22 protein-coding genes and 1 riboswitch are annotated in these 23,413 nt (G+C 47.1%); of the genes, 2 read left to right on the forward strand and 20 right to left on the reverse strand.

Going from position 1 to position 23,413, the window contains the following annotated elements; translation table 11 throughout:
• Positions 1–158: 158 nt before the first annotated feature.
• The 10 genes from GPL15_RS23110 to GPL15_RS23155 form a co-directional block, all read right to left on the reverse strand.
• Positions 159–794 (reverse strand): GNAT family N-acetyltransferase, encoded by a 636-nt coding sequence (locus tag GPL15_RS23110; RefSeq protein WP_215701039.1) that lies wholly within the window; start codon positions 792–794, stop codon positions 159–161.
• Positions 751–2,820, reverse strand: coding sequence for a M28 family peptidase (locus tag GPL15_RS23115; protein WP_215701040.1), 2,070 nt, complete (start codon positions 2,818–2,820; stop codon positions 751–753). Before GPL15_RS23115 ends, GPL15_RS23110 begins: the two co-directional genes overlap by 44 nt.
• Before the next feature lie 180 nt (positions 2,821–3,000).
• A complete protein-coding gene (locus GPL15_RS23120; RefSeq protein ID WP_215701041.1) occupies positions 3,001–3,729 on the reverse strand; it encodes a YebC/PmpR family DNA-binding transcriptional regulator in 729 nt (242 codons plus the stop codon).
• 77 nt (positions 3,730–3,806) lie between these two features.
• The gene (locus GPL15_RS23125; protein WP_215701042.1) at positions 3,807–5,192 is read right to left on the reverse strand and encodes an MATE family efflux transporter; all 1,386 of its coding nucleotides are present in this window, start codon (positions 5,190–5,192) and stop codon (positions 3,807–3,809) included.
• Between the two features lie 82 nt (positions 5,193–5,274).
• The gene (locus GPL15_RS23130; RefSeq protein ID WP_215701043.1) at positions 5,275–6,609 is read right to left on the reverse strand and encodes a hemolysin family protein; all 1,335 of its coding nucleotides are present in this window, start codon (positions 6,607–6,609) and stop codon (positions 5,275–5,277) included.
• A gap of 85 nt (positions 6,610–6,694) precedes the next feature.
• Complete coding sequence (locus GPL15_RS23135) at positions 6,695–7,042, reverse strand: type II toxin-antitoxin system PemK/MazF family toxin (protein ID WP_215701044.1); 348 nt, start codon at positions 7,040–7,042, stop codon at positions 6,695–6,697.
• Positions 7,043–7,143: 101 nt separating this feature from the next.
• A complete protein-coding gene (gene alr, locus GPL15_RS23140; protein WP_215701061.1) occupies positions 7,144–8,331 on the reverse strand; it encodes an alanine racemase in 1,188 nt (395 codons plus the stop codon).
• Between the two features lie 163 nt (positions 8,332–8,494).
• Entirely contained in the window at positions 8,495–10,009 is a 1,515-nt protein-coding gene (locus GPL15_RS23145; protein WP_215701045.1) for an NAD(P)H-hydrate dehydratase, read from the reverse strand.
• Positions 10,006–10,374 carry a holo-ACP synthase gene (gene acpS, locus GPL15_RS23150; RefSeq protein ID WP_215701046.1) on the reverse strand — a complete coding sequence of 123 codons (369 nt, stop codon included), beginning with the start codon at positions 10,372–10,374 and terminating at the stop codon, positions 10,006–10,008. Before acpS ends, GPL15_RS23145 begins: the two co-directional genes overlap by 4 nt.
• Positions 10,374–11,039 (reverse strand): redox-sensing transcriptional repressor Rex, encoded by a 666-nt coding sequence (locus GPL15_RS23155; RefSeq protein ID WP_215701047.1) that lies wholly within the window; start codon positions 11,037–11,039, stop codon positions 10,374–10,376. Before GPL15_RS23155 ends, acpS begins: the two co-directional genes overlap by 1 nt.
• 279 nt (positions 11,040–11,318) lie before the next feature.
• Here GPL15_RS23155 and GPL15_RS23160 point away from each other — a divergent pair, with 279 nt between their 5' ends.
• Both GPL15_RS23160 and GPL15_RS23165 read left to right on the forward strand, forming a co-directional pair.
• Positions 11,319–13,238: an ABC-F family ATP-binding cassette domain-containing protein gene (locus GPL15_RS23160; RefSeq protein ID WP_215701048.1), complete on the forward strand. Its 1,920-nt coding sequence runs from the start codon at positions 11,319–11,321 to the stop codon at positions 13,236–13,238.
• Positions 13,239–13,273: 35 nt separating this feature from the next.
• A complete protein-coding gene (locus GPL15_RS23165) occupies positions 13,274–13,483 on the forward strand; it encodes a hypothetical protein (RefSeq protein ID WP_215701049.1) in 210 nt (69 codons plus the stop codon).
• A 135-nt stretch (positions 13,484–13,618) separates the two neighbouring features.
• On the opposite strand, the gene GPL15_RS23170 is transcribed toward GPL15_RS23165, so the two are convergent.
• The 10 genes from GPL15_RS23170 to GPL15_RS23215 all read right to left on the reverse strand — a co-directional run bounded on the left by GPL15_RS23170 (position 13,619) and on the right by GPL15_RS23215 (position 23,131).
• The gene (locus GPL15_RS23170; RefSeq protein ID WP_215701050.1) at positions 13,619–14,893 is read right to left on the reverse strand and encodes an adenylosuccinate synthase; all 1,275 of its coding nucleotides are present in this window, start codon (positions 14,891–14,893) and stop codon (positions 13,619–13,621) included.
• A 301-nt stretch (positions 14,894–15,194) separates the two neighbouring features.
• Positions 15,195–16,625: an adenylosuccinate lyase gene (gene purB / locus GPL15_RS23175; RefSeq protein WP_215701051.1), complete on the reverse strand. Its 1,431-nt coding sequence runs from the start codon at positions 16,623–16,625 to the stop codon at positions 15,195–15,197.
• Between the two features lie 26 nt (positions 16,626–16,651).
• Entirely contained in the window at positions 16,652–18,094 is a 1,443-nt protein-coding gene (purF, locus tag GPL15_RS23180; RefSeq protein WP_215701052.1) for an amidophosphoribosyltransferase, read from the reverse strand.
• A 22-nt stretch (positions 18,095–18,116) separates the two neighbouring features.
• Positions 18,117–18,824 carry a phosphoribosylaminoimidazolesuccinocarboxamide synthase gene (gene purC / locus GPL15_RS23185; RefSeq protein ID WP_215701053.1) on the reverse strand — a complete coding sequence of 236 codons (708 nt, stop codon included), beginning with the start codon at positions 18,822–18,824 and terminating at the stop codon, positions 18,117–18,119.
• A gap of 115 nt (positions 18,825–18,939) precedes the next feature.
• Positions 18,940–19,110: a hypothetical protein gene (locus GPL15_RS23190; protein WP_215701054.1), complete on the reverse strand. Its 171-nt coding sequence runs from the start codon at positions 19,108–19,110 to the stop codon at positions 18,940–18,942.
• A gap of 348 nt (positions 19,111–19,458) precedes the next feature.
• Positions 19,459–19,785 (reverse strand): hypothetical protein, encoded by a 327-nt coding sequence (locus tag GPL15_RS23195; RefSeq protein ID WP_215701055.1) that lies wholly within the window; start codon positions 19,783–19,785, stop codon positions 19,459–19,461.
• A gap of 112 nt (positions 19,786–19,897) precedes the next feature.
• Positions 19,898–20,653 (reverse strand): 4-hydroxy-tetrahydrodipicolinate reductase, encoded by a 756-nt coding sequence (gene dapB / locus GPL15_RS23200; RefSeq protein ID WP_215701056.1) that lies wholly within the window; start codon positions 20,651–20,653, stop codon positions 19,898–19,900.
• Positions 20,654–20,671: 18 nt separating this feature from the next.
• Positions 20,672–21,559 carry a 4-hydroxy-tetrahydrodipicolinate synthase gene (gene dapA / locus GPL15_RS23205; RefSeq protein ID WP_215701057.1) on the reverse strand — a complete coding sequence of 296 codons (888 nt, stop codon included), beginning with the start codon at positions 21,557–21,559 and terminating at the stop codon, positions 20,672–20,674.
• Between the two features lie 72 nt (positions 21,560–21,631).
• Positions 21,632–21,807, reverse strand: a riboswitch (Lysine riboswitch).
• A 21-nt stretch (positions 21,808–21,828) separates the two neighbouring features.
• A complete protein-coding gene (locus GPL15_RS23210; protein ID WP_215701058.1) occupies positions 21,829–22,332 on the reverse strand; it encodes a cob(I)yrinic acid a,c-diamide adenosyltransferase in 504 nt (167 codons plus the stop codon).
• A 172-nt stretch (positions 22,333–22,504) separates the two neighbouring features.
• Positions 22,505–23,131 carry a single-stranded DNA-binding protein gene (locus GPL15_RS23215; protein ID WP_215701059.1) on the reverse strand — a complete coding sequence of 209 codons (627 nt, stop codon included), beginning with the start codon at positions 23,129–23,131 and terminating at the stop codon, positions 22,505–22,507.
• Between the last annotated feature and the right edge of the window lie 282 nt (positions 23,132–23,413).

The raw sequence follows: 23,413 nt of genomic DNA on the forward strand, positions 1-23,413 counted from the left end.
CCACCATGAGCTGAAACTGCGAACCGTGCTCCGGCCTCCTGCCGGCCCCAGACCACCTGCGCTAAACCACCGTCTCCGCCGTCCCAAACGGCCCCGCCCCCCGCCTTCCCGGGTTCCATGGCGTTCCCCCTGCCAAAAAACTCAAATAAATCCTCCCCTCACTGCACTTCCCGGATCATGCAGTATTGCTTTAAATCAAATCCCCTCTCAACAATTCCAAACACCTTAAAGCCGAAATGCCGGTAAAACGCCACATTCCGCTCATTGTGGGTTTCCAGGGATATCATCAGATGATGGGCTTTGGCATATTCTATGGTCTCATCCATCAATTTGGCGGATATTCCATGGTGCTGCATATCCGGATCCACCGCCAGATAGATGATATGTAACCGCTCTTCCTGGTGGAGCTGGTCGGTCCACCGGGAATTCAAATAATCCTTACCTTTTATAAAATTCCAAAATGTTTTCAGTGACGGATCTTCCTTGATCAGATATTCATCCGTTTTAATAGCTGCCATCACCTCCGTCCAGTAATACTGGAACGGATTGTATGGCTCCGATTCATCGGATACGATCATAATGCCATTGATGTCCGGTGAATCGGCAAATATCTCGCAGGTGGCAAACATTTCTTCAAGATCGCATTGAAATAATTCCGGCATCAGGCGTTTTCTCGTATCCGCATCCGGAATCAGCTTGCAGTAAAGCGGATCTTTTGCGAAACTTCTTGTCAGCAGTTTTTCCAGTCTTTCAAAATCCTTCTTTTCCACTCGGTATAGATTCTGACTTTCCATAATCCAACATATCCTTTGCTTTCTCTATCATTTGAATCATAATTTCCGTTTCATGGATCATATAGCGGATGTCATCCACATAATATGCCCTTTGTTTTTCTGCCGTTTCTTCCAGGTAATCGGTCTCTCTTTCGACATCCGGCTCCTTATCTTTCAACCTGGCTTTCAGCCCCTGGACGAGTCCAAACATATTTTCATGGTGGACAATTCTTCCGAACCCCCATTTCAGGCGGTCCGCCGGCTGTTCCAGCACATACTCCGTAAAATACCGGTACACATCCTCTTCAAATAAAAATGCATACCTGTTATTATCAATTCCATAAACCGCCTCTAAAGCGCCTTTCACATCCCTGTCCCTCAGACATGACAGCGCCCGGTTTAAATATTTCAGGTTATTCTGTACCGCTTCCTGGGGGAATAATACATCATCATGCCAATTGAGACGGACAAATGAATCCTGTTCCTTTTGGAACATCTTCATCAGCCAATCATACAGCATCCCACACTCCCCACGAATCCGCCCTTTCTCCGCTTCACCGTCCGCCTGTCTGTAGTCCCCATTGATTTTATCAATCGTCTCATACAACCCCTTTGATTCCCTTTGGGCCCATTTCAACAGGTTTCTCAGCCGTTCTCCCTCAGCTCCTGTCCTCTCACAAAGTTCCCAGTCAACTCTCTTTTCTGCCGCATAAAACAGCTCTGAAAAATCAAGCGGAGGAAGCGCGGTCTGATCCAGCTCCAGCGCCATCAAACCGTAAAGATAATGATGAAACCGGTATACATTTTCCTGGTAAAAATTTTCATTATCAAACTGGGAATGATAATGGGTTTCCATAAACTCCCCGGAACTGAAATCATTGACAACGGACGGAATGCCGGCGATTGCCATGGAAAAATCATCAGACCAGGTCTCAATCGGGCAAAGGACCTCAATCCCTTCCGGATACGCCTCACCGTCCACTTGGATTGTTTTTAAAAATGCTTCCGTAAATGTCCTGTATTCATAAGTACACCGCACCGCATCTTTTTTATTATGGGCGTGGGCCGGCAGTTCAAAATTCAGATTTGCGGTCACTCTGCCTCTCCATTCCGGTCGGGCATGAAACACCTGTTCATATGCCCCCGTGGACCAGTCGTATTTTGAATTGACAATTCCCCATTCTTCCGCCGCCATGGCGCAGAAAACTATGGTTTGTTCCGGCCGGTAACCGCTGTCCTTCATGGCTTTCGCGATTCCAAACATCATTGCCACAGCCGCGTTGTCATCCTGAAATCCGCTGAAATATGAATCATAATGGGCGGACAGTACAATCATGCGTCCCTCGCATTTCCCCGGTATGGATCCACAGATATTATACGAAACCTGCTTCTCCTTCACCGTGGATTCCGCGTCAAACCACACTGTAATCTCCTGTTTTCCTTTCAGCAGGCTTTTTAGCCGGTCCGCATCCTCCTGCGATATGGAAAATGCAGGAGCATCTTTCGGACCCGCTATATCCTGGGCATTTAAAGCGCTTTTGTGGATTTTCCCATAACCGCCTTCCTGCACGGCGATCAGGGCAGCCGCCCCCTTTTTATGCGCCTGGTAAACAGGGAAATTAATCCACCACTCATCCCTCTGGTTGATGTCCGCCAGCACCAGTTTTCCATGGACATCCACATTTTCATAATCCGCGGATGTCCCTTTACCGATATAAACCAAGGGAAACTGCTGAAATCCATTTGTGTGAAAGTCTGTCTGATAGGCGCCAAGCTGGAATTCCATCAGCTTTCCGTCCCCATCCCGGCACCTCAGAACCGCCTTTTTAAATTCCCAGGAATCCAGTACAATTTCGTCTTTGCGGACGTCTTCAAGACCAATTTCTTTCATTTCCCGAACAAGCATTTCCCCTGTCAAGAATTCCGCCTCTGATCCCGCAGTCCGGTATCCAAGTACCGGATTTGTTTTATAGGTTTCCATCCTCTTTGCCAGCCGATAGGAATAGCTGACATCGATGGCTGATACATATGCGTCCCGGCTGTCCATGTTGTTTCCTTCTTTCTAATCTCTATGCATTGTCTATGATATCACTCGAAAGATACTTTTACAAGCGGCTCAACGGCAGAAAAACCTGCCGCAGCGGCAGAAAAAATCACCGTAACAGCAGAAAAAAGCGGCGGCAGAGAACTTCATCCGTTCTTCTGCCGCCGTATCATTTCAATATCATTATTCGTCCCAGTTATGGTAAGTAGCCTGAACGTCATCATCCTCATCCAGAAGATCCAGAATGCGGTTCATCTTCTTGACTGCATCCTCATCCGTAAGTTCTGTCCAGGTCTGAGGAATCATGGTCACTTCCGCTTCCACCATAGGGATTCCCGCAGCTTCCAGTCCTTCACGCACCTTGCTGAACTCATCCGGATCCGTTATCACCTCATAGCTGTCCTCTTCTTCGGAAAAATCTTCTGCGCCTGCATCCAGTGCGAGCATCATCAGCTCATCCGGATCCATCTCACATTCTTCCTTATCGATGATAATCTGGCCCTTTTTATCGAACATATAGGATACACAGCCAGGAGTACCCACATTTCCGCCGCCCTTTGTAAAAGCATTTCTCACATTGGCAGCTGTTCTGTTTTTATTATCTGTAAGGGTATCAACAATAATGGCAACGCCGTTGGGGCCATAGCCTTCATAAGTAATCGTCTCATAATTAACCGCATTGGCATCTCCTGCCGCCTTCTTAATTCCACGGTCGATCGTATCATTCGGCATATTATTGGCCTTTGCTTTAGCGATTACATCACGAAGTCTGCTGTTGTTGGCCGGATCAGCTCCGCCTTCTTTTACTGCTACGGCAATTTCTCTTCCAATTACGGTAAAGATCTTACCTTTTGCAGCATCATTTCTCTCTTTTTTGTGTTTTATGTTGGCAAACTTTGAATGTCCGGACATTATTTAACACTCCTTTTCTTTCTTCAAAACGTAAACATCTTTTCTATTCTAACACCATTTTCTTCTAATATCAAGTATTATGAAATCTCTCCTGTAAGATTTCTCAGCCATTTTTTCTGGCGGTATCGGATATATCCAAAAATCGTCTTATATACCTCCTCCAAAAGCACCATCCCATATACCACATAAATGGGCTGCTTTAACACCAGTCCTCCCAGAAAGGCCAGGGGAATGCCGATCAGCCAGACGCCGCTGGTGTCGATGATCAGACACATCCTGGTATCTCCGCCGCTCCTTAAAACCCCCACCACATTGACATAGTTGAACATCTTAAACGGCATGAACAGGGCGAATACGATCAGGCATTTGCTGATATCACCGGCTACCTGGGCCGGAAGATTGCCGTATAATCCGATTACCTGCCACCTGGTCAGCACGCAGAATACGGCTCCGGCTACCGTTACGATGAACTGTAGGATAAAGAAATTGGTGGCGTACTTTTCCGCCGTTTTTATCCGGCCCGCGCCCAATTCATTGCCCAAAATGACCGCTGTCGCCGCGCTCAGGCCCTGGAACAGCACTACCACAATATCCTGGATGGTGGTGGCCACCGTAATCGCCGCAACCGCATTATCCCCCATCCGCCCATAGGCCATGGAGTAAATCGTGGTTCCCAGCCCCCAGATGAACTCATTGGCGATTACAGGCGCCGCAGTAATAAAATATTTCTGTAAAAATGCCTTTGAATGTCCGAATAATTCCTTCACATGACAGGCCAGAGGCGTCTTATAGGCATATACCACACTGAGAAGCAGTACTGATTCCAGTATCCTGGCAATCAAAGTGGCAATCGCCGCCCCCACAACTCCCATGGCGGGCGCGCCAAAATGGCCGAATATCAAAACATAGTTAAAACAAATATTAGTGATGATCGCAATACAGCTTATGATCACCGGCGCCTTTACCTGGTTAACCGCCCTCAGCATGGCCACATATGTGTTGGTCACCGCAATGAACGGATATGTAATGGCGGCTACCAGCAGATAAGAAGCGCCCATTTCAATGCTGCTCTGGCTGGTGGTAAATATCTTCATAACCGCTTGGGGATTTGCCCGGACCGGAATCAGAAAAATAAATGCCGCGCAGACGGAGATCATCAGCCCCATACCCAGAACTTTGCGGATATTTTTCACATCCCCATTTCCCCAATACTGGGCGGCCAAGATGCCGGAACCGCTGGCAACGCCGAACACCAATAGGGAAAAAACAAAGAATACTTTATTCGCCAGACCCACAGAAGCGATTGCCGTGGGCCCTAAGCTCCCGATCATCAGGTTATCCACCAGATTGACCACCGTATTCAGCATTCCCTGCATGGCCACCGGCAGCGCGATCATCACCGCCTTTCGCAGAAAGATCCGGTCCGCCAGCATCTCCTTTGTGTTTTTCAGTAATTGTCCCATAGCTTTTCACATCCCCTTCTTTCTGTAAATTTCATGTCTGCTGCCGTGTACTCCGAAAACATAAAAGGAACGCCTGGCATTGTCAGGCGTTTCTGTCATTATCATCCGGTTCAATTCCTATGTTCTGCGCTTCCTCCTCCGGTAAGATTCTGGAAGCTTTCACGGAATGAATCATCTTATTCTCCACTTTTAAAATCTTAAACAGATAACCGCCAAAGGAAATTTCCGAGTCCTCATTTTCCTGGGGAATCCGGTCCAGTTTGGAAATCAGAAAACCGTTCAGCGTATCATACGTATCGTAATCCTCTTCTCCGAATTCAATGGACAGGGCCTCCGCCACATCTTCCAACGGGGTCATGCCGCTCAGTTCAAAAGCCCCGCCTTCCATCGGCGTTATAAACGTCTCGTCCACATCATATTCATCCATAATGTTGCCGACAATCTCTTCCAGAATGTCTTCCATGGTCACAATGCCGGCCGTCTGCCCGTATTCATCCACCACGATCTCCATATGGATCTTCTGTGACTGCATTTCCTTAAACAGGGAGTTGATGTTCCGGGTTTCCGGTATAAAATGGGCCTCCCGCAAAAGTCCGTCAATCTTCCCGATTTCCTGGTTGTCCATGTCGTGATTTTCCGAATAAATCAAGGCATCTTTCATATGTAAAATGCCGATTATATCATCAATATCTTTCTCAAATACCGGATACCTGGAGTTATTTCCCACCTTCAGAATGAAGCGGACCGCATCCTTCAAAGTCATGGACGCATCCAGCGCCACAATATTCTTTCTATGGGTCATAATATCCGAAGCCTCTTTATCGTCGAATTCAAAGATGTTGGTTATCATCTCCGCTTCACTGGCTTCTAACACCCCATGCTCATGTCCTTCATTCACCATGGACATGATATCCTCTTCCGTCACATTATCATCTTCACTGTTCGGATCAATTCCCACAAGTTTTAAAAATAAATAAGAAATTCCGGATACGATCCAGATAAACGGCATCATCGGCACGACCACGAGCCTGACCACCGATACCATCTGATACCCCCACTTTTCCGGGTTTTTGGCCGCCAGACGCTTGGGAATAATAATGCCGAAACTGATCAGTATGACCAGCAGCACCATCCCGGCGGCAACCAGATCCGGGCCCAGCTTAAAATACCGTAAAATCCAGGCTCCCATCACCATGCTGGTGAGGTTTGTCAGAATCTGAACCGCATTGATAAACTTCGCCGGCCGTTCCGCTATTTTGAGCAGCAATTCCGCCTTTTTGCCGCCCTCTTCCGCATCCTTTTCCAGATTTGAAATATTAATATTCTGGATTGCAGAACCAAATCCGTAAAATACTGCATCCAATAAAATAAATAATAAAAATATGATTACGCTGTATAGCGAATAACCATCGTCCATGAAATATTATGACTCCTTTTTTATCGTTAACGTACTATGACATTAGCAAATATAACAGATTCCTGGCTTTTCGTCAATGGTGAAACTATGTATCCAGTTCTAAGCTCACCATTAAAGCATGATTTACCTTGTTTTGCAGCTCTTCGTCGATATGACAGATCTTTTCCTTCAGCCTCTGTTTATCAATCGTCCTCAACTGTTCCAAAAGGATGACAGAATCTTTAATCATATCGCACCGCTTTGTATCCAGTTCCACATGGGTAGGCAGTTTCGCTTTATTCATCTTGGATGTGATTGCAGCGCAAATTACCGTAGGGCTGTGTTTGTTTCCGATATCATTTTGAATGATCAGCACCGGACGGACGCCCCCCTGTTCAGAACCCACCACTGGTCTTAAATCTGCATAGTATATATCTCCGCGTCTAATTATCATATTATCATTCACTCCATTTTAAGAACTTCTGCCTATAGTATTGCCATGCTTTAAGCAGTATATTCCTAATATAATATGATTGGAACGCTTATTTCGTTTCTTTACAGATCCTCAAACCCTTCATAAACATCGTCAAAATAATCTTTTGTTCCCACGGTGAGCCCGTTCCTTTTATAAACCCTGGGCACCCGCTTGCCAATGTCACAGACAATTTCATAATGGAAACCGCCGCAGGTTTCCGCGATTTCCTCCACACTGATCCGTTCTGCCCCGTCTTCACCGATCAAAGTCACCAGGTCATCCTCACAGGCATCCGGTATACCGGTGACATCCACCATAAACTGATCCATGCAGATTCGGCCCAAAACAGGCGCCCGTCTGCCGCGGATTAATACGCTGCCCCTGCCTGATAAGTTTCTGGGATATCCGTCCCCATATCCCACAGGTATGGTTGCGATCCGCATCGTCTTCTCTGCGACAAAGGTGCCGCCATAGCTGACCGCCGTCCCTGCCTCAATGGTCTTTACCAGCACAATACGGCTCTTTAATGACAGTACCGGATAGAGGGGAACCTTCCGTTTATCCACTTCCTCCGACGGATACATGCCGTAAATGGAGATTCCGGCCCTCACCGCGTCCATATTCGCTTCTCTCAGGTCAATGATCCCGGCGCTGTTGGAACAATGCTTCATGGGAATATTGATCCCCATCCCATCCAGCATTTCCATCATCTGCTCATAGGCGCAGAGCTGGCGGCGGGCAGAAGATTTATCCGTTTCATCCGCCTTTGCAAAATGGGTGAACATCCCTTCAATCCGGATTCCCGGAAGGCGGCTGATCGCCGCAACCGCCTCTGCGGTCTCCCTGTTCACAGGAAATCCGATTCTGCTCATGCCCGTGTCCAGCGCAATGTGTATCCCGGCCCTTTCCTTCATGGAAACAGCCAGTTTTGACAATTTCTCTGCCTTCTCCACCTGGAATATGGGCGGAAACAGGTTATATCGGATCAATTCCTCAAACCGGCTCTCATGTACGGACCCCAGTATTAAAACCATCTTTGTGATCCCATGACGCCTTAACTGGATGCCTTCCTCTACGGTGGCCACCGCGTAACCGGTCACATAAGGATCAATTGCCTTAGCCACCGGCACGCTTCCATGGCCGTATCCGTCTGTTTTAACCACTCCGATCATGGCCGTATCCGGGTTTAAATTGGCCCTCATGGATTCCATATTTTTTATAACCGCATCTAAATCAATTTCTGCATATACCCTGCTGTATGATTTCATATCAACCTCGATTCTGCCGTCAAATGGCGCAACAGCACAGACAGTTCTGAACTGTTGCGCATCCAGCCCATTGAATTCACCTGCGGTGAGGGGCCGGATGCCTGCAGCCGCTATGTTTTTGCACAGTCTGCGCAGTAAATGCTCAGACCTATCTGAACTGTTATCAAATAACACCACTTTGGCGGATTGCCTCCACCAAATCTCTTGCCAGCAGACTGTGCTGTCCTTTTTCCCTGCGAACCCTGTCGCCGGCGCAGCCGTGGAGGTATACTCCCAAAGCCGCCGCTTCTGATTCTTCCATTCCAAGCCCCAAAAGCCCTGCAATTATGCCTGTCAGCACATCGCCGGACCCGGCTTTTGCCATGGAGCTGTTCCCGCTGCTGTTATAATACACCCTTCCGTCTTTCAGCCCCACCACCGTGACCGCATCCTTTAACACACAGGTGATCCCATATTTCCCGCTGTATTCCGCCGCTGTTTCATGCAGGTTTTCACGGATTTCTCCAATGCTCTTCCCCGTCAGCCTGGACATCTCACCCAAATGGGGGGTGATGATGATATTTTCCGTAAAATAACCAGTCAGCTCCGGCTTACCTGCCACCGCATTCAGCCCGTCCGCATCCAAAATGATGGGAACATAGGCGTGGGACAGAACGAATTCCACCAGAAACGGCACATAATCATCCTGACCGATTCCCGGCCCCAGCACCGCCAGGTCCGCCCATTCCAGCGCCTTCCCGGCCTGCTCTTTGAAGCTTTGCGCACCGCCCATTACCGCCTTTGGATCATAGCATTCAATGATGGCCTCAGGGAGCTGCTGCTGCAGAATCCCCCTGTTGGCCTCCACGGTAAACACTTTAACAAGCCCCGCTCCCATAGCATATGCGGCGGATGCGCTCAAATATGCGGCGCCCGACATGCCTTCACTGCCCGCGATGATGAGCACCTTACCAAAACTGCCTTTATTGGAATAGGCCGGACGGATTGGAACCCTTTTTCTGTCCTCCTCCTCATAAGTAAATGACTGAGGCGAAACCTGTTCCAGGCTCTTTTCCGGGAATCCGATATCATCAATGACCACTCTGCCCGAATACTCTTTCCCCGGATAAAGACAGGTGCCCAGCTTCTGCCATCCAAATGTCACTGTTACATCCGCCTTAACCGCGATTCCCATAATCCTGCCTGTATCGGAATGGATGCCGGAAGGTATATCTACGGCAACTGTAAACCGCGGCCTCCGGTTGTTTAACAGCTCCAGCAGTTCTCTGTACTCTCCCCCAATTTCCCGGTCCAGCCCCACGCCGAATACCGCGTCTACAAGGACATCACACCGTCCTGGGATAAAGTCTTTAAACTCTGCCATATTGATCCCCAGTTCCTGGGCGATTTTCAACTGCTGATGGTATTCCGCCGTTCCGCGTTCAGGATTCCCCGCCAAAAGTACCAGCACGTCATAGCCCTTTAAAAACATCATCCTGGCCGCCGCAATACCGTCTGCCCCATTATTCCCGGTTCCGCAGGCCACCCAGATGTGCTCCTTTTTACCAGAATGCCTCATCACCTCTTCTGCAACTGCCAAAGCGGCCCGTTCCATCAGAACCAGAGATGGAATCCCGATCTGTCCGATGGTATAACGGTCCACCGCTTTCATCTGCCTGCCGGTTAACAAATATCTCATACATCCTCCCGTTCCGCAACCGCAAATGCCACCGCATGCATCTGGGTGTTGCTTATGGACACATGAATCCTTACAATTCCCGATTCTTCCGCCAGTTCCTTTGCCCCCCGGTATAAATTCACATAGGGTTTCCCGGCTTCATCCCGGAGCACCTCAATATCGATGGGCATAAACCTTCGAAAGCCTGTGCCAAATGACTTAGCCACCGCTTCCTTTACAGCAAAATTGCCAGCAAGCATGGAGGCTTTCCCCTTCGCTTGCCGGCACTCGCATTCCGTATAGGTACGTTTCAGGAAGGCGTCTTTCGCGCATGCCTTCTCAACGCGCTCGATTTCAATTAAATCAGTACCTATTCCAAATATCATTATCTCTTATCTTCCTTCGCTTCCTTCTCCTGTTTGTCCTGCATGCTGCAGACCCTGTAAGAAAGTCTCATAAGGCTTTCGGATAAATGCACATTCTCAACCACCACATCTTCCGGAACCACCAGATCGGTGTGCGCAAAATTCCAGATCGCTTTAATTCCGGCCTTAACCAAGCGGTCTGCAATCTCCGGAGCTTTTGTCTTAGGAATGGTAAGGGCTGCGATCTGAACATCATTTTCCACGATAAAGTTTTCCAAATCGTCCACACCACGGATCTCAATGCCTCTGACAACAAGGCCGATCAGCCTGGGATTGATATCAAACATGCCTTTAATGATAAATCCCCGCTTTTCAAAATTGGCGTAATTGGCGATGGCCTGTCCTAAATTACCGGCGCCGATGATAATTAAATTATGCTGCCTGTCTATCCCAAGGATTTTTCCTATTTCCGTATATAAATACTTTACATTGTATCCGTATCCCTGTTGTCCAAAACCTCCGAAATTATTCAGATCCTGTCTGATCTGGGATGCTGTCACTTTCATCCGGACGCTTAAATCATTGGAGGAAATCCTCTCAACGCCGGCCTCAAGAAGTTCCCCCAGATAACGGTAGTATCTCGGAAGCCTTGAAATGACTGCCTTTGATATTTCTTTCTGTTCCACGATGTACCCACCTTCCTTAATTTGATCCACTATCTATGATTATACCTGTGTGTGAAAACAATGTCAAACATTTTGCTAAAATCCCGTTTATATTGTAACTAAATCTCTCCTTTTCAGTCAATTCAAATGCCCCCGAAACTATACAAAATACAAAATCATAGCCTTCTGCCCCTAAGTTTTACCGGAAAACAAGAAAATACGGGGCTTTTAAATATTGAAAATTTTTCTTTCCTATATTATACTATTACGAATGGACATTGTACATTCAGGAGGAATTTTATGATTTTATCATGCAGCAGCGTTACCAAGTCATTTGGTACCGACGTAATTATCGAACACGTATCTTTTCATATAGAAGAACACGAAAAAGCTGCCATCGTCGGCATCAATGGAGCTGGAAAATCTACCCTATTAAAGGTGATTATCGGCGAACTTCCGGCCGACGAGGGTGACGTTGTTATCTCCCGCGGAAAATCCATAGGCTATCTGGCACAGCACCAGGATCTGAGCAGCAATCGCACCATATTTGAAGAGCTTCTGGAAGTGAAACGGCCTCTCATCGAGATGGAGGAACGGATCAGGAGCTTAGAGATCGAGATGAAACACGTTTCCGGCCCGGAACTGGACGAGATGCTCTCCACTTACAGCCGTTTAAACCATGAATTTGAACTGCTGAACGGCTATGCCTACCGGAGCGAAATCACAGGGGTTTTAAAGGGCCTGGGATTCCCGGAAGAAGAATTTTCCAAACAGATCACCACCCTGTCCGGCGGCCAGAAAACCAGGGTTTCCCTGGGAAAACTGCTTCTCTCCAAACCGGATATCATTCTGCTGGACGAGCCAACCAACCATCTGGATATGGAATCCATCGCCTGGCTGGAGACCTATCTTCTCAATTACAGCGGAGCTGTAATCATCGTTGCCCACGACCGCTATTTCCTGGACCGGGTGGTCACAAAGATCGTGGAACTGGATAACGGGCACGCCACCGTATTCCAGGGCAATTACAGCGCCTACAGCGAGAAAAAGGCCATGTTGAGGGACGCCCAGATCAAAGCTTATATGAACCAGCAGCAGGAAATCAAGCACCAGGAAGAGGTCATTGCCAAACTGAAATCATTTAACCGGGAAAAATCCATCAAACGGGCGGAAAGCCGGGAGAAGATGCTTTCCAAAATCGAAGTGCTGGAAAAGCCTGTGGAAGTCAACGACGAGATGGGCATCCGTTTAGAACCCAATACCATCAGCGGAAATGATGTGCTGACCATACGGGGGCTCGGCAAATCCTTTGGCAGGCTGACGCTGTTTAAAGACGTGGACATCGATATCAAACGGGGTGAACGGGTTGCCGTCATCGGCAATAACGGTACAGGCAAAACCACCCTTTTAAAGATTATCAACGATATGCTTCCCGCCGACTGCGGGGAAATCCATCTCGGTTCCAAGGTTCACATCGGCTATTACGACCAGGAACACCAGGTGCTCCACATGGAAAAAACGCTATTTGACGAACTCCAGGACACCTATCCCACCATGACAAACACCCAGGTCCGTAATATATTAGCCGCCTTTTTATTTACGGGAGATGACGTCTTTAAGCGGATTAAAGATTTGAGCGGTGGTGAACGGGGCCGCGTTTCCCTGGCAAAACTCATGCTTTCAGAAGCGAACTTCCTGATCCTGGACGAGCCCACCAACCATTTGGACATCACCTCCAAGGAAATTCTGGAAAATGCGCTGAACCACTATACGGGAACCGTATTATACGTATCCCATGACCGGTATTTTGTCAACAAGACCGCCACCCGCATTCTGGAATTATCCCAGGAAACATTTATCAATTATATAGGAAATTACGATTATTATCTGGAGAAAAAAGATCTGCTGAACAGCCTTCACGCCTCAGATACCGGCGCTTCCGATTCATCCGCAGCGGTTTCCGGCGAATCCGGCGTAAAACAGGACTGGAAAGCCCAGAAGGAAGAACAGGCCCGCATACGAAAACGGCAGAATGATCTGAAAAAAGTTGAGGACCAGATTCACAGCCTGGAAACCCGAGATGGAGAAATCGACCAACTGCTGACTGAGGAAGAAGTCTATTCTGATGTCTCCAAGCTTCTGGAGCTGAATAATGAAAAGGAATCCATCAAAGAGAAACTGGAAGAATTATATGATATGTGGGAGGAATTAGCGGAATAACCGCTGTTTTTCGTCTAAGAAAGAAGGTTAAACCATTGAAATTACGTAGAATTGTGGCAATTGTGGGGATCGTGTTTTTGATCGGGCTGTACATCTCCACCCTCGTCTTCGCCCTGATGAAAAGCCCCAATGCCCAGAGCCTGCTGACCCTTTCCATCTATTGTACGGTTGCGGTTCCGGTGTTTTTATATGCATTTGGACTGGTGAGTAAATATTTGAAAGAGAGAGACCAGGATCATTCATAGATGAATCTTATCCGCTGATAATTGAATTCCCCGCTTACAGACAAAAAACAGAGCTGTCAGGATCAAATCCCGACGCTCTGTTCTATTATCAGCCGAACATTTTAATGATTGCCCCCGACAGGGAACAAATAATCATTATCTATAGATAATATCGTCCCGTCCAGGCCCATTGGAAACCATTGTAACCGGCACTTCCAGTTCCTTTTCAATGAATTCAATATATCTCCGGCAGTTTTCCGGCAGATCCTCGTATTTCTTAATTCCCCGGATATCGCACTTCCATCCCGGCAGGGTTTCATAAACCGGTTTGGCCTTTTCAAGCTGAACCGTAGTGGGGAAATCCCGTGTCACTTTGCCGTCGATCTCATATCCCACACAGACAGGAAGTTCCTCCAGATATCCCAGCACATCCAATACGGTGAGCGCTGCCTCAGTGGTTCCCTGAATGCGGCATCCGTAACGGGAAGCCACAGCGTCAAACCAGCCCATACGTCTCGGGCGGCCTGTGGTCGCGCCATATTCTCCGCCGTCTCCGCCGCGGCGTCTCAGCTCATCCGCCTCTTCGCCGAATATCTCACTGACAAATGCACCCGCTCCCACTGCGCTGGAGTAGGCCTTTACAACTGTGGTGATCTGTTTGATCTCATAAGGCGGTATTCCGGCTCCTATGGCGCCGTAAGCCGCCAGGGTGGAGGAAGAAGTGACCATTGGATAAATACCATGATCCGGATCCTTTAAAGAGCCTAACTGGCCTTCTAAGAGAATCCTCCTGCCCTCTTTTATCGCCTCATGGAGATAAGCGGACACATCACAAACATAAGGTTCGATCATATCCCGGTATTCCAGCAGGGTGGCGTATAACTCATCCGGATTCAGCGGCGGCTGGTGATATAAATGCTCAAACAGAACATTTTTCATCTCACAGACACGCTCCACCTTCTCCTTTAACGTCTCCTGGTCAAATAATTCACTGACCTGGAAACCGATCTTCGCATATTTATCTGAATAAAATGGCGCAATACCTGACTTCGTAGAACCAAATGACTTACCGGCCAGACGGGCTTCCTCATATGTGTCCAGCAGAACATGGTAAGGCATCAGAATCTGTGCGCGGTCAGACACAAGGATCTTAGGTTTCGGCACGCCTCTCTCTACCAATGAATTGATTTCATTAATCAAATATGGAATGTTAAGCGCTACTCCATTACCGATAATGCTGGTGGTGTGGTTGTAAAAAACACCTGACGGCAGCAAATGCAGCGCAAATTTTCCATAGTTATTGATAATGGTGTGGCCTGCATTGCTCCCCCCCTGGAATCTGATGATAATATCGGATTCTCTGGCCAGCATATCAGTAATCTTACCTTTTCCTTCGTCTCCCCAGTTGGCTCCAACGATCGCTCTAACCATTCATTTGTCCTCCTACAAGATACTAGATTTTAACAACAAAATACAGTATATATGAATAATCCCCTAAAATCAATAAAAAATGTACATAAAATTTAAAAACAAATAAAGTAAACTTCCGTTCATTCCTGCCTTCCCGGCGGATCGTAAAACAAAAAAATTCCTAAAAAACGGCAATAAAACAGGAATCACAACAGCGGTGCTTTCCCAAGACTTTTCCAACCAAAGCCCGTTTTTCTGTCGTAATTCCTGTTAATAGGCGCTTATTTTATATCTGTAACACGTTTTTTGTAATTGACTTTATTTATACATTAATCTCTGCCGTCATACCTAAATCCGATTTGTTCTGTTCCAATACCGGGCGGATCACTTCGCTGAGGAACTCATCCACCTGTTCCGGAGCACGGCCCACATATTTGGACGGATCCATGGTTTTCTTCAATTCTTCCAGAGACAGGCCGAATGCAGGATCTGCGGCGATCAGTTCCAGCAGATTGTTGTCCAGACCTTTCTCCTTAACATTTTTACCGGCTTCCATGGATAAGGTGCGGATTTTCTCGTGAAGTTCCTGGCGGTCGCCGCCTGCCTTCACCGCATCCATCATGATATTCTCAGTGGCCATGAACGGGAGTTCAGCCATCAGCCGCTTCTCGATCACCTTTGGATAAACCACCAGGCCGTCCACCACATTCAGATACAGGTCCAAAATGCCGTCAACCGCCAGGAACCCTTCCGGCACGCTGAGACGCTTGTTGGCGGAGTCATCCAGGGTTCTTTCAAACCACTGGGTAGAGGATACCAGCATGGGGTTCATCACATCCGCCATCACATAATTGGACAGGGATGCAATTCTCTCGCTTCTCATGGGGTTTCTCTTATATGCCATGGCGGAAGATCCGATCTGATTCTTCTCAAACGGTTCTTCCACTTCTTTCAAATGCTGAAGAAGACGGATATCATTGGAGAACTTATGGGCGCTCTGGGCGATTCCCGCAAGCACGTTCAGCACTCTGGTATCCACTTTTCTGGAATAGGTCTGGCCGGAAACCGGATAACAACTGTCAAATCCCATTTTCTCTGCAATCAACTGGTCTGCTTTGCGGCACAGTTCATGGCTGCCGTCAAAGAGTTCCAAAAAGCTGGCCTGGGTGCCGGTTGTGCCCTTTGATCCCAGCAGCTTCATGGTGCCCAGCACATGATCTAAGTCCTCCAGGTCCAGATTCAGTTCCTGAAGCCAGAGGGTCGCCCTTTTGCCTACCGTAGTGGGCTGTGCAGGCTGGAAATGTGTAAATGCCAGGGTCGGAAGATTTTTATACGTGTCCGCAAACCCGGCCAGTTCCGCCATCACATTAATCAGCTTCTTGCGCACCAGTTTAAGGGCCTCCGTCATAATGATGATATCCGTATTATCGCCCACATAGCAGGATGTGGCGCCCAGATGGATGATTCCTTTGGCTTTGGGACACTGCTGTCCATAGGCATATACATGGGACATTACATCGTGGCGGACCAGTTTTTCCCGTTCCTTGGCCACATCATAATTGATTTCTTCTGCATGAGCTTTCAATTCTTCGATCTGTTCGTCTGTAATGTTCAGCCCCAGTTCCTTTTCCGTCTCAGCCAGGGCGATCCACAGCTTTCTCCAGGTTTTAAACTTCTTGTCCGGAGAAAAGATATACTGCATCTCCTTGCTGGCATATCGTTCCGATAACGGACTTTGGTATTTATCGTACATTCAAAATCTCCTCATTCTTCTATAAACTATTCTGCAAATTCCCCGCGGATATCTTCCGTAGGCGGCGCGATCGGATAATCGCCGCTGAAGCAGGCTGTACAGATCGGCAGGCCGTCCGCCATTTCCGCCAGCCTTTCCATGCGCAGATAGGATAAGGAATCTGCATTCAGAATCCGGCGGATTTCTTCCACACTTTTGTTATGTGCTATGAGCTGGTCTTCCGAAGGAATATCAGTTCCAAAATAACATGGATGTAAAAATGGAGGCGCGCTGATTCTCACATGTACCTCTTTCGCCCCGGCTTCCCGAAGCATGTTGACGATCAGCGCGCTGGTGGTCCCCCGCACGATAGAATCATCAATCATGATCACCCGTTTTCCGGCCACCGCTTCTTTCAGCACATTCAGCTTCACTTTTACGCTGGAAACCCTGCTGCTCTGTTTGGGTTTAATAAACGTTCTTCCAACATAGGAATTCTTAACAAATGCCGTTCCATAGGGGATTCCCGACTGCATGGAATAACCCAGAGCCGCCGCATTGCCGGATTCCGGAACGCCCACCACAAGGTCGGCCTCCACCGGCGAATCGATGGCCAGGCTGCGGCCTGCATGAATCCTGGCATGGTAAACGCTGACGCCGTCAAACACGCTGTCCGGCCTCGCGAAATAAATATATTCAAAAATACACCTGGCTTCTTTGCTTTTTTCTTTCAGGCACATGGACAAATCCGACCGGATGCCCTCTTTTGTGATGGATACGATCTCTCCCGGAAGCACATCCCGGACAAATTCCGCATTGATCGTGTCGAGAGCACAGCTTTCGGACGCCAAAATATAGGCATTGTCCTTTTTCCCGATGCATAAAGGCTTAAATCCGTAAGGATCCCGGGCCCCGATTAATTTTCTCGGGCTCATGATGACCAGCGCATAGGCGCCTTTGATCTTCTTCATCGCATTGGCCACAGCGGTTTCCACATTCTGCGTGTTGATCCGCTCACGGGCGATATGATATGCGATCACCTCAGAATCGATGGTGGTCTGAAAGATTGCCCCCGTATACTCCAGTTCCCGTCTGAGTTCAGGCGCATTTACAAGATTGCCGTTGTGTGCCAGCGCCAGGGTCCCCTTCACATAGTTGAGAACCAGCGGCTGGGCATTTTCACGGGTACTGCTCCCCGCTGTAGAGTAACGCACATGTCCGACGCCAATGTTGCCGTGAAGTCCTTCCAATGTCTCAGGAGTAAATACCTCGTTGCAAAGTCCCATCCCCTTATGAGTGTAAACCTTCCCCTTCGGTCCTTCGGTATCGCTGACCGCGATACCACAGCTTTCCTGTCCTCTGTGCTGGAGAGCAAACAGGCCATAATAGATTTCCGACGCCACCCCGCTGCCGTCAAAATCATACATGCCAAATACGCCGCACTCCTCGTGCACTTCATCCGGATTTATATATTCAACATAGTCGTTCATGAATGCTTATGCCTTTCTGTGATTACTGGATGCCTAAACGTCTGAATACTTCCTGATAAGCGTCCTCTACATTGCCAAGGTCACGTCTGAAGCGGTCTTTATCAAGTTTTTCATGTGTCTCTTTATCCCAAAGTCTGCAGGTATCCGGTGAAACTTCATCCGCAAGGATAATCTGTCCGTGATATCTGCCGAATTCAATCTTAAAATCAATTAAATCAATGCCAAGGCTGCCAAAGTATTCCTGCATCACTTCATTAACAGTAAACGCATACTTGGAAATGACATCGATCTCTTCCTGGGTAGCCAGACCGAGAGCCAGCGCGTAGTAGTCATTGATGAAAGGATCGTGTAAATCATCATTCTTATAGCTGAATTCCAGGGTCGGCTGCAATAATTTAATTCCCTCTTCCATGCCCAGCTTTTTAGCAAAGCTGCCTGCGGAAAAGTTTCTGATTATAACTTCCAGAGGAACAATCTCCACTCTCTTTACGGCTGTTTCTCTGTCATTTAACTCTTCAACCAAATGGGTAGGAACACCTTTTTCCTCCAGTTTTTTGAAGATGTGGTTTGTCATACGGTTGTTAATAGCGCCTTTTCCTACGATGGTTCCCTTTTTCTGTCCGTCAAAAGCCGTAGCATCATCTTTGTATGATACGATTAAAACGTCAGGATCTTCCGTAGTATAAACTTTTTTTGCTTTTCCTTCGTACAGTAACTCTTTCTTTTCCATGAGTAAGCACCTATCCTTTTCTTTTTAATTTATAAGTTATAGATATAAAAGAACACTATTTCAGAAGAAATTATAATACAGTGCAAAGGCAAATGCAATAGAATCTTTTATTAGATTATTTAATGAGTGTCCGGAAAAAGCGGATTTCTCCCTCTTTGAGCCAAACCAGTATGCCGTATACGGTTTCCTCTCCGTCCTCTTCCTGTTCTCCGGCTATCTGCTCAATCAATCCCACTTCTTCTGTTTGTGTCACCCGGACCGGACAAGGTTTGCAGCGCCCAGCCATCACTGCGGCTTCCAAAATCAAAATGGCGACGCAGCATTTTCTTAAAATCCTCATTTGCGGTGAGGAAACGATCCTTTTTCTCCACGCATGTGTGCGGCGGCGGATCCAAATACGTTTTATTACCCCATGTAATCCACTCCTTATGTAAATTTAATGATTGGAGGTTATGTAATTGTAATCATTGTGATTTTGTGTAATTGTAATCATTGAAAATGAATCAGAATTGTCAGAATTCGTGTAATTGTAATCATTGAGAACGAATCAGAACTGTCAGAATTATAATTGTTGAAAAAAAGAAAGTAAAACTGGGACTGACACATATGGTTTGCAGTCCCAGTTTAAAAAGACTTAACGTCCGGTTGTGGATTCATTGGTTGGGCCTGTACCTGTACCGCCTCCAACCATATCGTCTACACCGTTCTCCACATCATTGATCAGTCCGTCGATCACGCCAGTGCTCTCATCTACAGAAGAGGAGGATTCTGTTCTTCCTTCTTCCGTAGTCATGGACTCTGTGTTGCCTGATGAACTGCTTCCTGATGAACTGCTTTCAGATGATTCCGTCGCTGCCTGTGAGGACTGGTTTCCTGAACCATTATTCTTGTTGCTGCAGGCGGTGAGGGCAAACATCATTGTGAATACCGCTAAAACTAAATATAATCTGATTTTTTTCATAATCGCATTCTCCTTTCTCTTTCTGTACTTATTATATGTCTGAGGAGAATGTTTTATAGTGGAACATATTGCCATTTATTTTTATAGGTCTAAGTATCAATCAAGGCCGGAATCAGCCGATTACATCAGCCATATCGTAAAGTCCCGCCTCTTTGCCTGCAAGGAATTTTGCCGCCTCAACAGCTCCTTTGGCAAAAATGGCTTTCGAATAAGCGGTATGGGAAAAAGTCACCACCTCATCCTGGCCTGCAAATATGATATCATGTTCACCCACAATCGATCCGCCGCGGACGGAAGAAATGCCGATTTCCTTTTTATCCCTCTTTACCCGTTCCGCAGACCGGTCATACTTATAAGTGTATGAATGATCCATCTCTTCATTGATGGAATCAGCCAGAGCGATTGCGGTGCCGCTGGGGGCATCCACTTTCTGGTTATGATGTTTTTCGACTATTTCAATGTCAAATCCGGCTGCGCCCAGTGTTCTGGCGGCTTCTTTTACCATCTTTAACAGCATGTTCACGCCGAGGGACATGTTGGCGGAACGCAGCACCGCGGCTGTCTCAGAAACATGTTTCACTCTCATGAGCTGGGCATCAGACAGGCCTGTGGTGCATAAAACCACCGGCGTTTTTGACGCCTCACAATAATCCAAAAGGGAATCTATGGCTTTTGCATTGGCGAAGTCTACAATTACATCCGCCTCTGCGGTACATTCCTGTAAACTTTTAAAAACCGGGTAAGTATTTTGTACCGAATCATTTATATCAATTCCAGCAGTTATGGAAATCTCAGGGTCAGACGCCACCAGGTCAGTGATCACCCGGCCCATCTTTCCATTACAGCCGTGCATTATCATCTTTATCATTCCGCATGCCTCCAGTTTTTATGCTAAAATACCGTAATCCTTCATGGCTTTCGCCAGTTTCTCCTGATTCTGAGGCTCCATTTCCGTCAGTGGAAGCCGCATAGGGCCGACTTCTTTTCCCATCAGATTCATGGCGGCTTTTACCGGAATCGGGTTTACTTCGCGAAATAATTCATTTATCAGAGGAATGGCTTTCAACTGGAGTTCCATGCTCTTCTTCACATCTCCTGCAAAGAACGATGCACAGATATCATGTGTTTGTCTCGGAGCCACATTGGATAATACGGAAATAACTCCCTTTCCGCCCAATGACAGAAGCGGTACGATCTGGTCGTCGTTACCTGAATACACATCCACACATCCATCGGCCAGATTCATCATGGTCGCAATTGCAGAAAAGTTTCCGCTGGCTTCCTTCACTCCCACAATGTTCTTAACATTTTTGCACAATGCAACAATGGTTTCAGGCGCCATGGTAACGCCGGTTCTGCCAGGAATATGGTACAGGATAATCGGGATTGTCACAGCGTCTGCAATGGCTGTATAATGGGCGATCAAACCGTTCTGTGTGGCCTTATTATAATATGGAGTTACAACCAAAAGGCCGTCTGCGCCCGCCTTCTCAGCTTCCTTTGACATATAAACCGCCTCGGCTGTTGAATTGGAGCCTGTGCCTGCGATTACCGGGACTCTTTTGTTGACTTTTTGGCATACAAAACGGATTACGTTCAAATGTTCCTCGTGGGTCATCGTGGAAGATTCGCCTGTGGTTCCGCATGCAACGATGCTGTCTGTGCCGCCCTCAATCTGTTCTTCAATGATCTCTTCCAGTTTCTCGTAATTAACCTCTCCGGTCTGTGTAAATGGTGTAATCAGAGCTACACCTGCTCCTTCAAATATAGCCATTATTTTTCCTCCTTGTAAAAAAAAGAGCCGGCCAATGGGCCAGCTCAAAGTTTGAATGTTCGTAATTATTCATCCTTCAGTAGCTCCCCATCCTCACGGATGACAGTCATATGATTCTTCATCACATGCCCAGAACGATATGCTCAGACATCATATCCTCTTCGGCGTCGCACCCTTTTGCCTGTCTTCTCATGCGGCCTGACGCATCGGACAGGTTACTGATGATTAACGCAACCTCTACTTCCTATATATGATTCATACTAACATCATTAACGCTGATTGTCAACTTTAACATTACTAATCTGTGAAATCAAGTCAACGTATGGTTTCAGAGCGTCCGGAAATATCTTACCGGTCAATATCAGATCCATCTCTTCATCACGGGCAGTTAAAAGTGTTTTCACTTCCTCTTCCGTAATGATCTTCTGATCCAGCGCTCCCAGCACCTCATCTAATATAAGCAGATCACACTCACCGGTCGTCAGTACCTTTTTAGCGAAATTAAGGCCGTTGCGAATGTTCATCCTCTCTTCCACCTTTTCTTCTTCAGAAAGATTTTCAAAAAAAGTGGATGACTTTTCAAACCGGAATATCTTCATATCAGGCTCCAACTGCTTTAATGTCTCCAATCCTTCGGCCTCTTGGTTGCCTTTTAGAAATTGAATCATAATAACCGTTTTCTGTCGGATCAATGCGCCGATTCCCTTGCCTACGGCCAGAGAAGTCTTCCCTGTGCCTTCGCCGCAAATAACCTGAATCATACCTTTATTCATACCATTAGTACCTCACAAAAGTGTTTTCGACAAGTTACCTTAGAACCTGCTTATATTACCACAGTTTCATCTTATTTGCAAGTTCTATTCCATCCGCCGGGGTGAATGGCCTGGATGTGGCCGGGGCGGATCAGAGCAGCCGGACGGGACCAATAACATCCGGCATCATTTTTTATTCCACACATTCTAATTTGCTGACCGAAACTTCATAGGCGATACGCTTTTCGCATTCAACTTCATTTATTTTTTTTGTATATTCACGGCTCTGGACCCTTCCCCAGACACGGACCCTGGTTCCCACCTCAAATGAGGAGGCATATCTGGCGTTCCGCCCCCAAGCGATACACGGTATGTAATCTGATTTTCCATATGGCCGGTTAACTGCCAGCAAAAGATCCGCAATCTCCCGTCCTAAAGGTGTTTTTCTATAAACAGGAACTTTACAGATATATCCGTCCAGCAGAATCTGGTTCGTCTTTGTATAATCTGTAAATTCTTCCAAAAAATTTATTTCACGCACGAAAATGGATAAAACCAAACGGTTTTTCACTCCTTCGTGACGGTTATAAGACCGGAACTGTCCGATGGCCTCAATGGTGCATCCTTCATAATTCTCATGCACATCGATCAAACGTTCTGAAATCATAAGCGGTATCACATCTGCCTGCTCACTGAGCCGGTTCACCGCCACATCCACCAGATAGAATCCCTCTCCAAATACCTCATGACTAAATGTAAATCCCGAGATTATCTCTCCTATTACGCTTACTTTGTTGTTTTCAATCGTTTTTTCTGACATAGTATTTCTCTCCTCTTTCTTTCCCTTATTTGCGTTATCGCTAATAATATGTTTATGCCCTGTATTCTTTTTGTATGCTAAAAAGAGGTCGACAAATATCTGTCGGATTCGATCTTGAAATTGGGATTTAGGTGAGAAAGTCACGCAGGAGAGCGGGACGAGGGAGCGGAGGCGGGATTGGATGTTTGGAGGCGGCCCTGGAGAGCGGAATCCGTCGGGGATGAAAACCTGCTTCCAACCGTAAGTGAAACTAAGACTCCAGGGATGGAAAAAGACGGTCCG

The sequence above is a fragment of the Clostridium sp. MCC353 genome (genome assembly GCF_018785315.1).
GTDB lineage: Bacteria > Bacillota > Clostridia > Lachnospirales > Lachnospiraceae > CHH4-2.

Coding starts and splice junctions, on each gene's coding strand:
- purB (WP_215701051.1), bottom strand. CDS start 16,625: ATGTACGATAAATACCAAAGTCCGTTATCGGAACGATATGCCAGCAAG.
- GPL15_RS23135 (WP_215701044.1), bottom strand. CDS start 7,042: ATGATAATTAGACGCGGAGATATATACTATGCAGATTTAAGACCAGTG.
- purC (WP_215701053.1), bottom strand. CDS start 18,824: ATGGAAAAGAAAGAGTTACTGTACGAAGGAAAAGCAAAAAAAGTTTAT.
- alr (WP_215701061.1), bottom strand. CDS start 8,331: ATGAAATCATACAGCAGGGTATATGCAGAAATTGATTTAGATGCGGTT.
- GPL15_RS23210 (WP_215701058.1), bottom strand. CDS start 22,332: ATGAATAAAGGTATGATTCAGGTTATTTGCGGCGAAGGCACAGGGAAG.
- GPL15_RS23170 (WP_215701050.1), bottom strand. CDS start 14,893: ATGGTTAGAGCGATCGTTGGAGCCAACTGGGGAGACGAAGGAAAAGGT.
- GPL15_RS23145 (WP_215701045.1), bottom strand. CDS start 10,009: ATGAGATATTTGTTAACCGGCAGGCAGATGAAAGCGGTGGACCGTTAT.
- GPL15_RS23215 (WP_215701059.1), bottom strand. CDS start 23,131: ATGTCAGAAAAAACGATTGAAAACAACAAAGTAAGCGTAATAGGAGAG.
- GPL15_RS23160 (WP_215701048.1), top strand. CDS start 11,319: ATGATTTTATCATGCAGCAGCGTTACCAAGTCATTTGGTACCGACGTA.
- GPL15_RS23130 (WP_215701043.1), bottom strand. CDS start 6,609: ATGGACGATGGTTATTCGCTATACAGCGTAATCATATTTTTATTATTT.
- purF (WP_215701052.1), bottom strand. CDS start 18,094: ATGAACGACTATGTTGAATATATAAATCCGGATGAAGTGCACGAGGAG.
- acpS (WP_215701046.1), bottom strand. CDS start 10,374: ATGATATTTGGAATAGGTACTGATTTAATTGAAATCGAGCGCGTTGAG.
- GPL15_RS23195 (WP_215701055.1), bottom strand. CDS start 19,785: ATGAAAAAAATCAGATTATATTTAGTTTTAGCGGTATTCACAATGATG.
- dapB (WP_215701056.1), bottom strand. CDS start 20,653: ATGATAAAGATGATAATGCACGGCTGTAATGGAAAGATGGGCCGGGTG.
- GPL15_RS23190 (WP_215701054.1), bottom strand. CDS start 19,110: ATGGCTGGGCGCTGCAAACCTTGTCCGGTCCGGGTGACACAAACAGAA.
- GPL15_RS23115 (WP_215701040.1), bottom strand. CDS start 2,820: ATGGACAGCCGGGACGCATATGTATCAGCCATCGATGTCAGCTATTCC.
- GPL15_RS23110 (WP_215701039.1), bottom strand. CDS start 794: ATGGAAAGTCAGAATCTATACCGAGTGGAAAAGAAGGATTTTGAAAGA.
- GPL15_RS23125 (WP_215701042.1), bottom strand. CDS start 5,192: ATGGGACAATTACTGAAAAACACAAAGGAGATGCTGGCGGACCGGATC.
- GPL15_RS23120 (WP_215701041.1), bottom strand. CDS start 3,729: ATGTCCGGACATTCAAAGTTTGCCAACATAAAACACAAAAAAGAGAGA.
- dapA (WP_215701057.1), bottom strand. CDS start 21,559: ATGGCTATATTTGAAGGAGCAGGTGTAGCTCTGATTACACCATTTACA.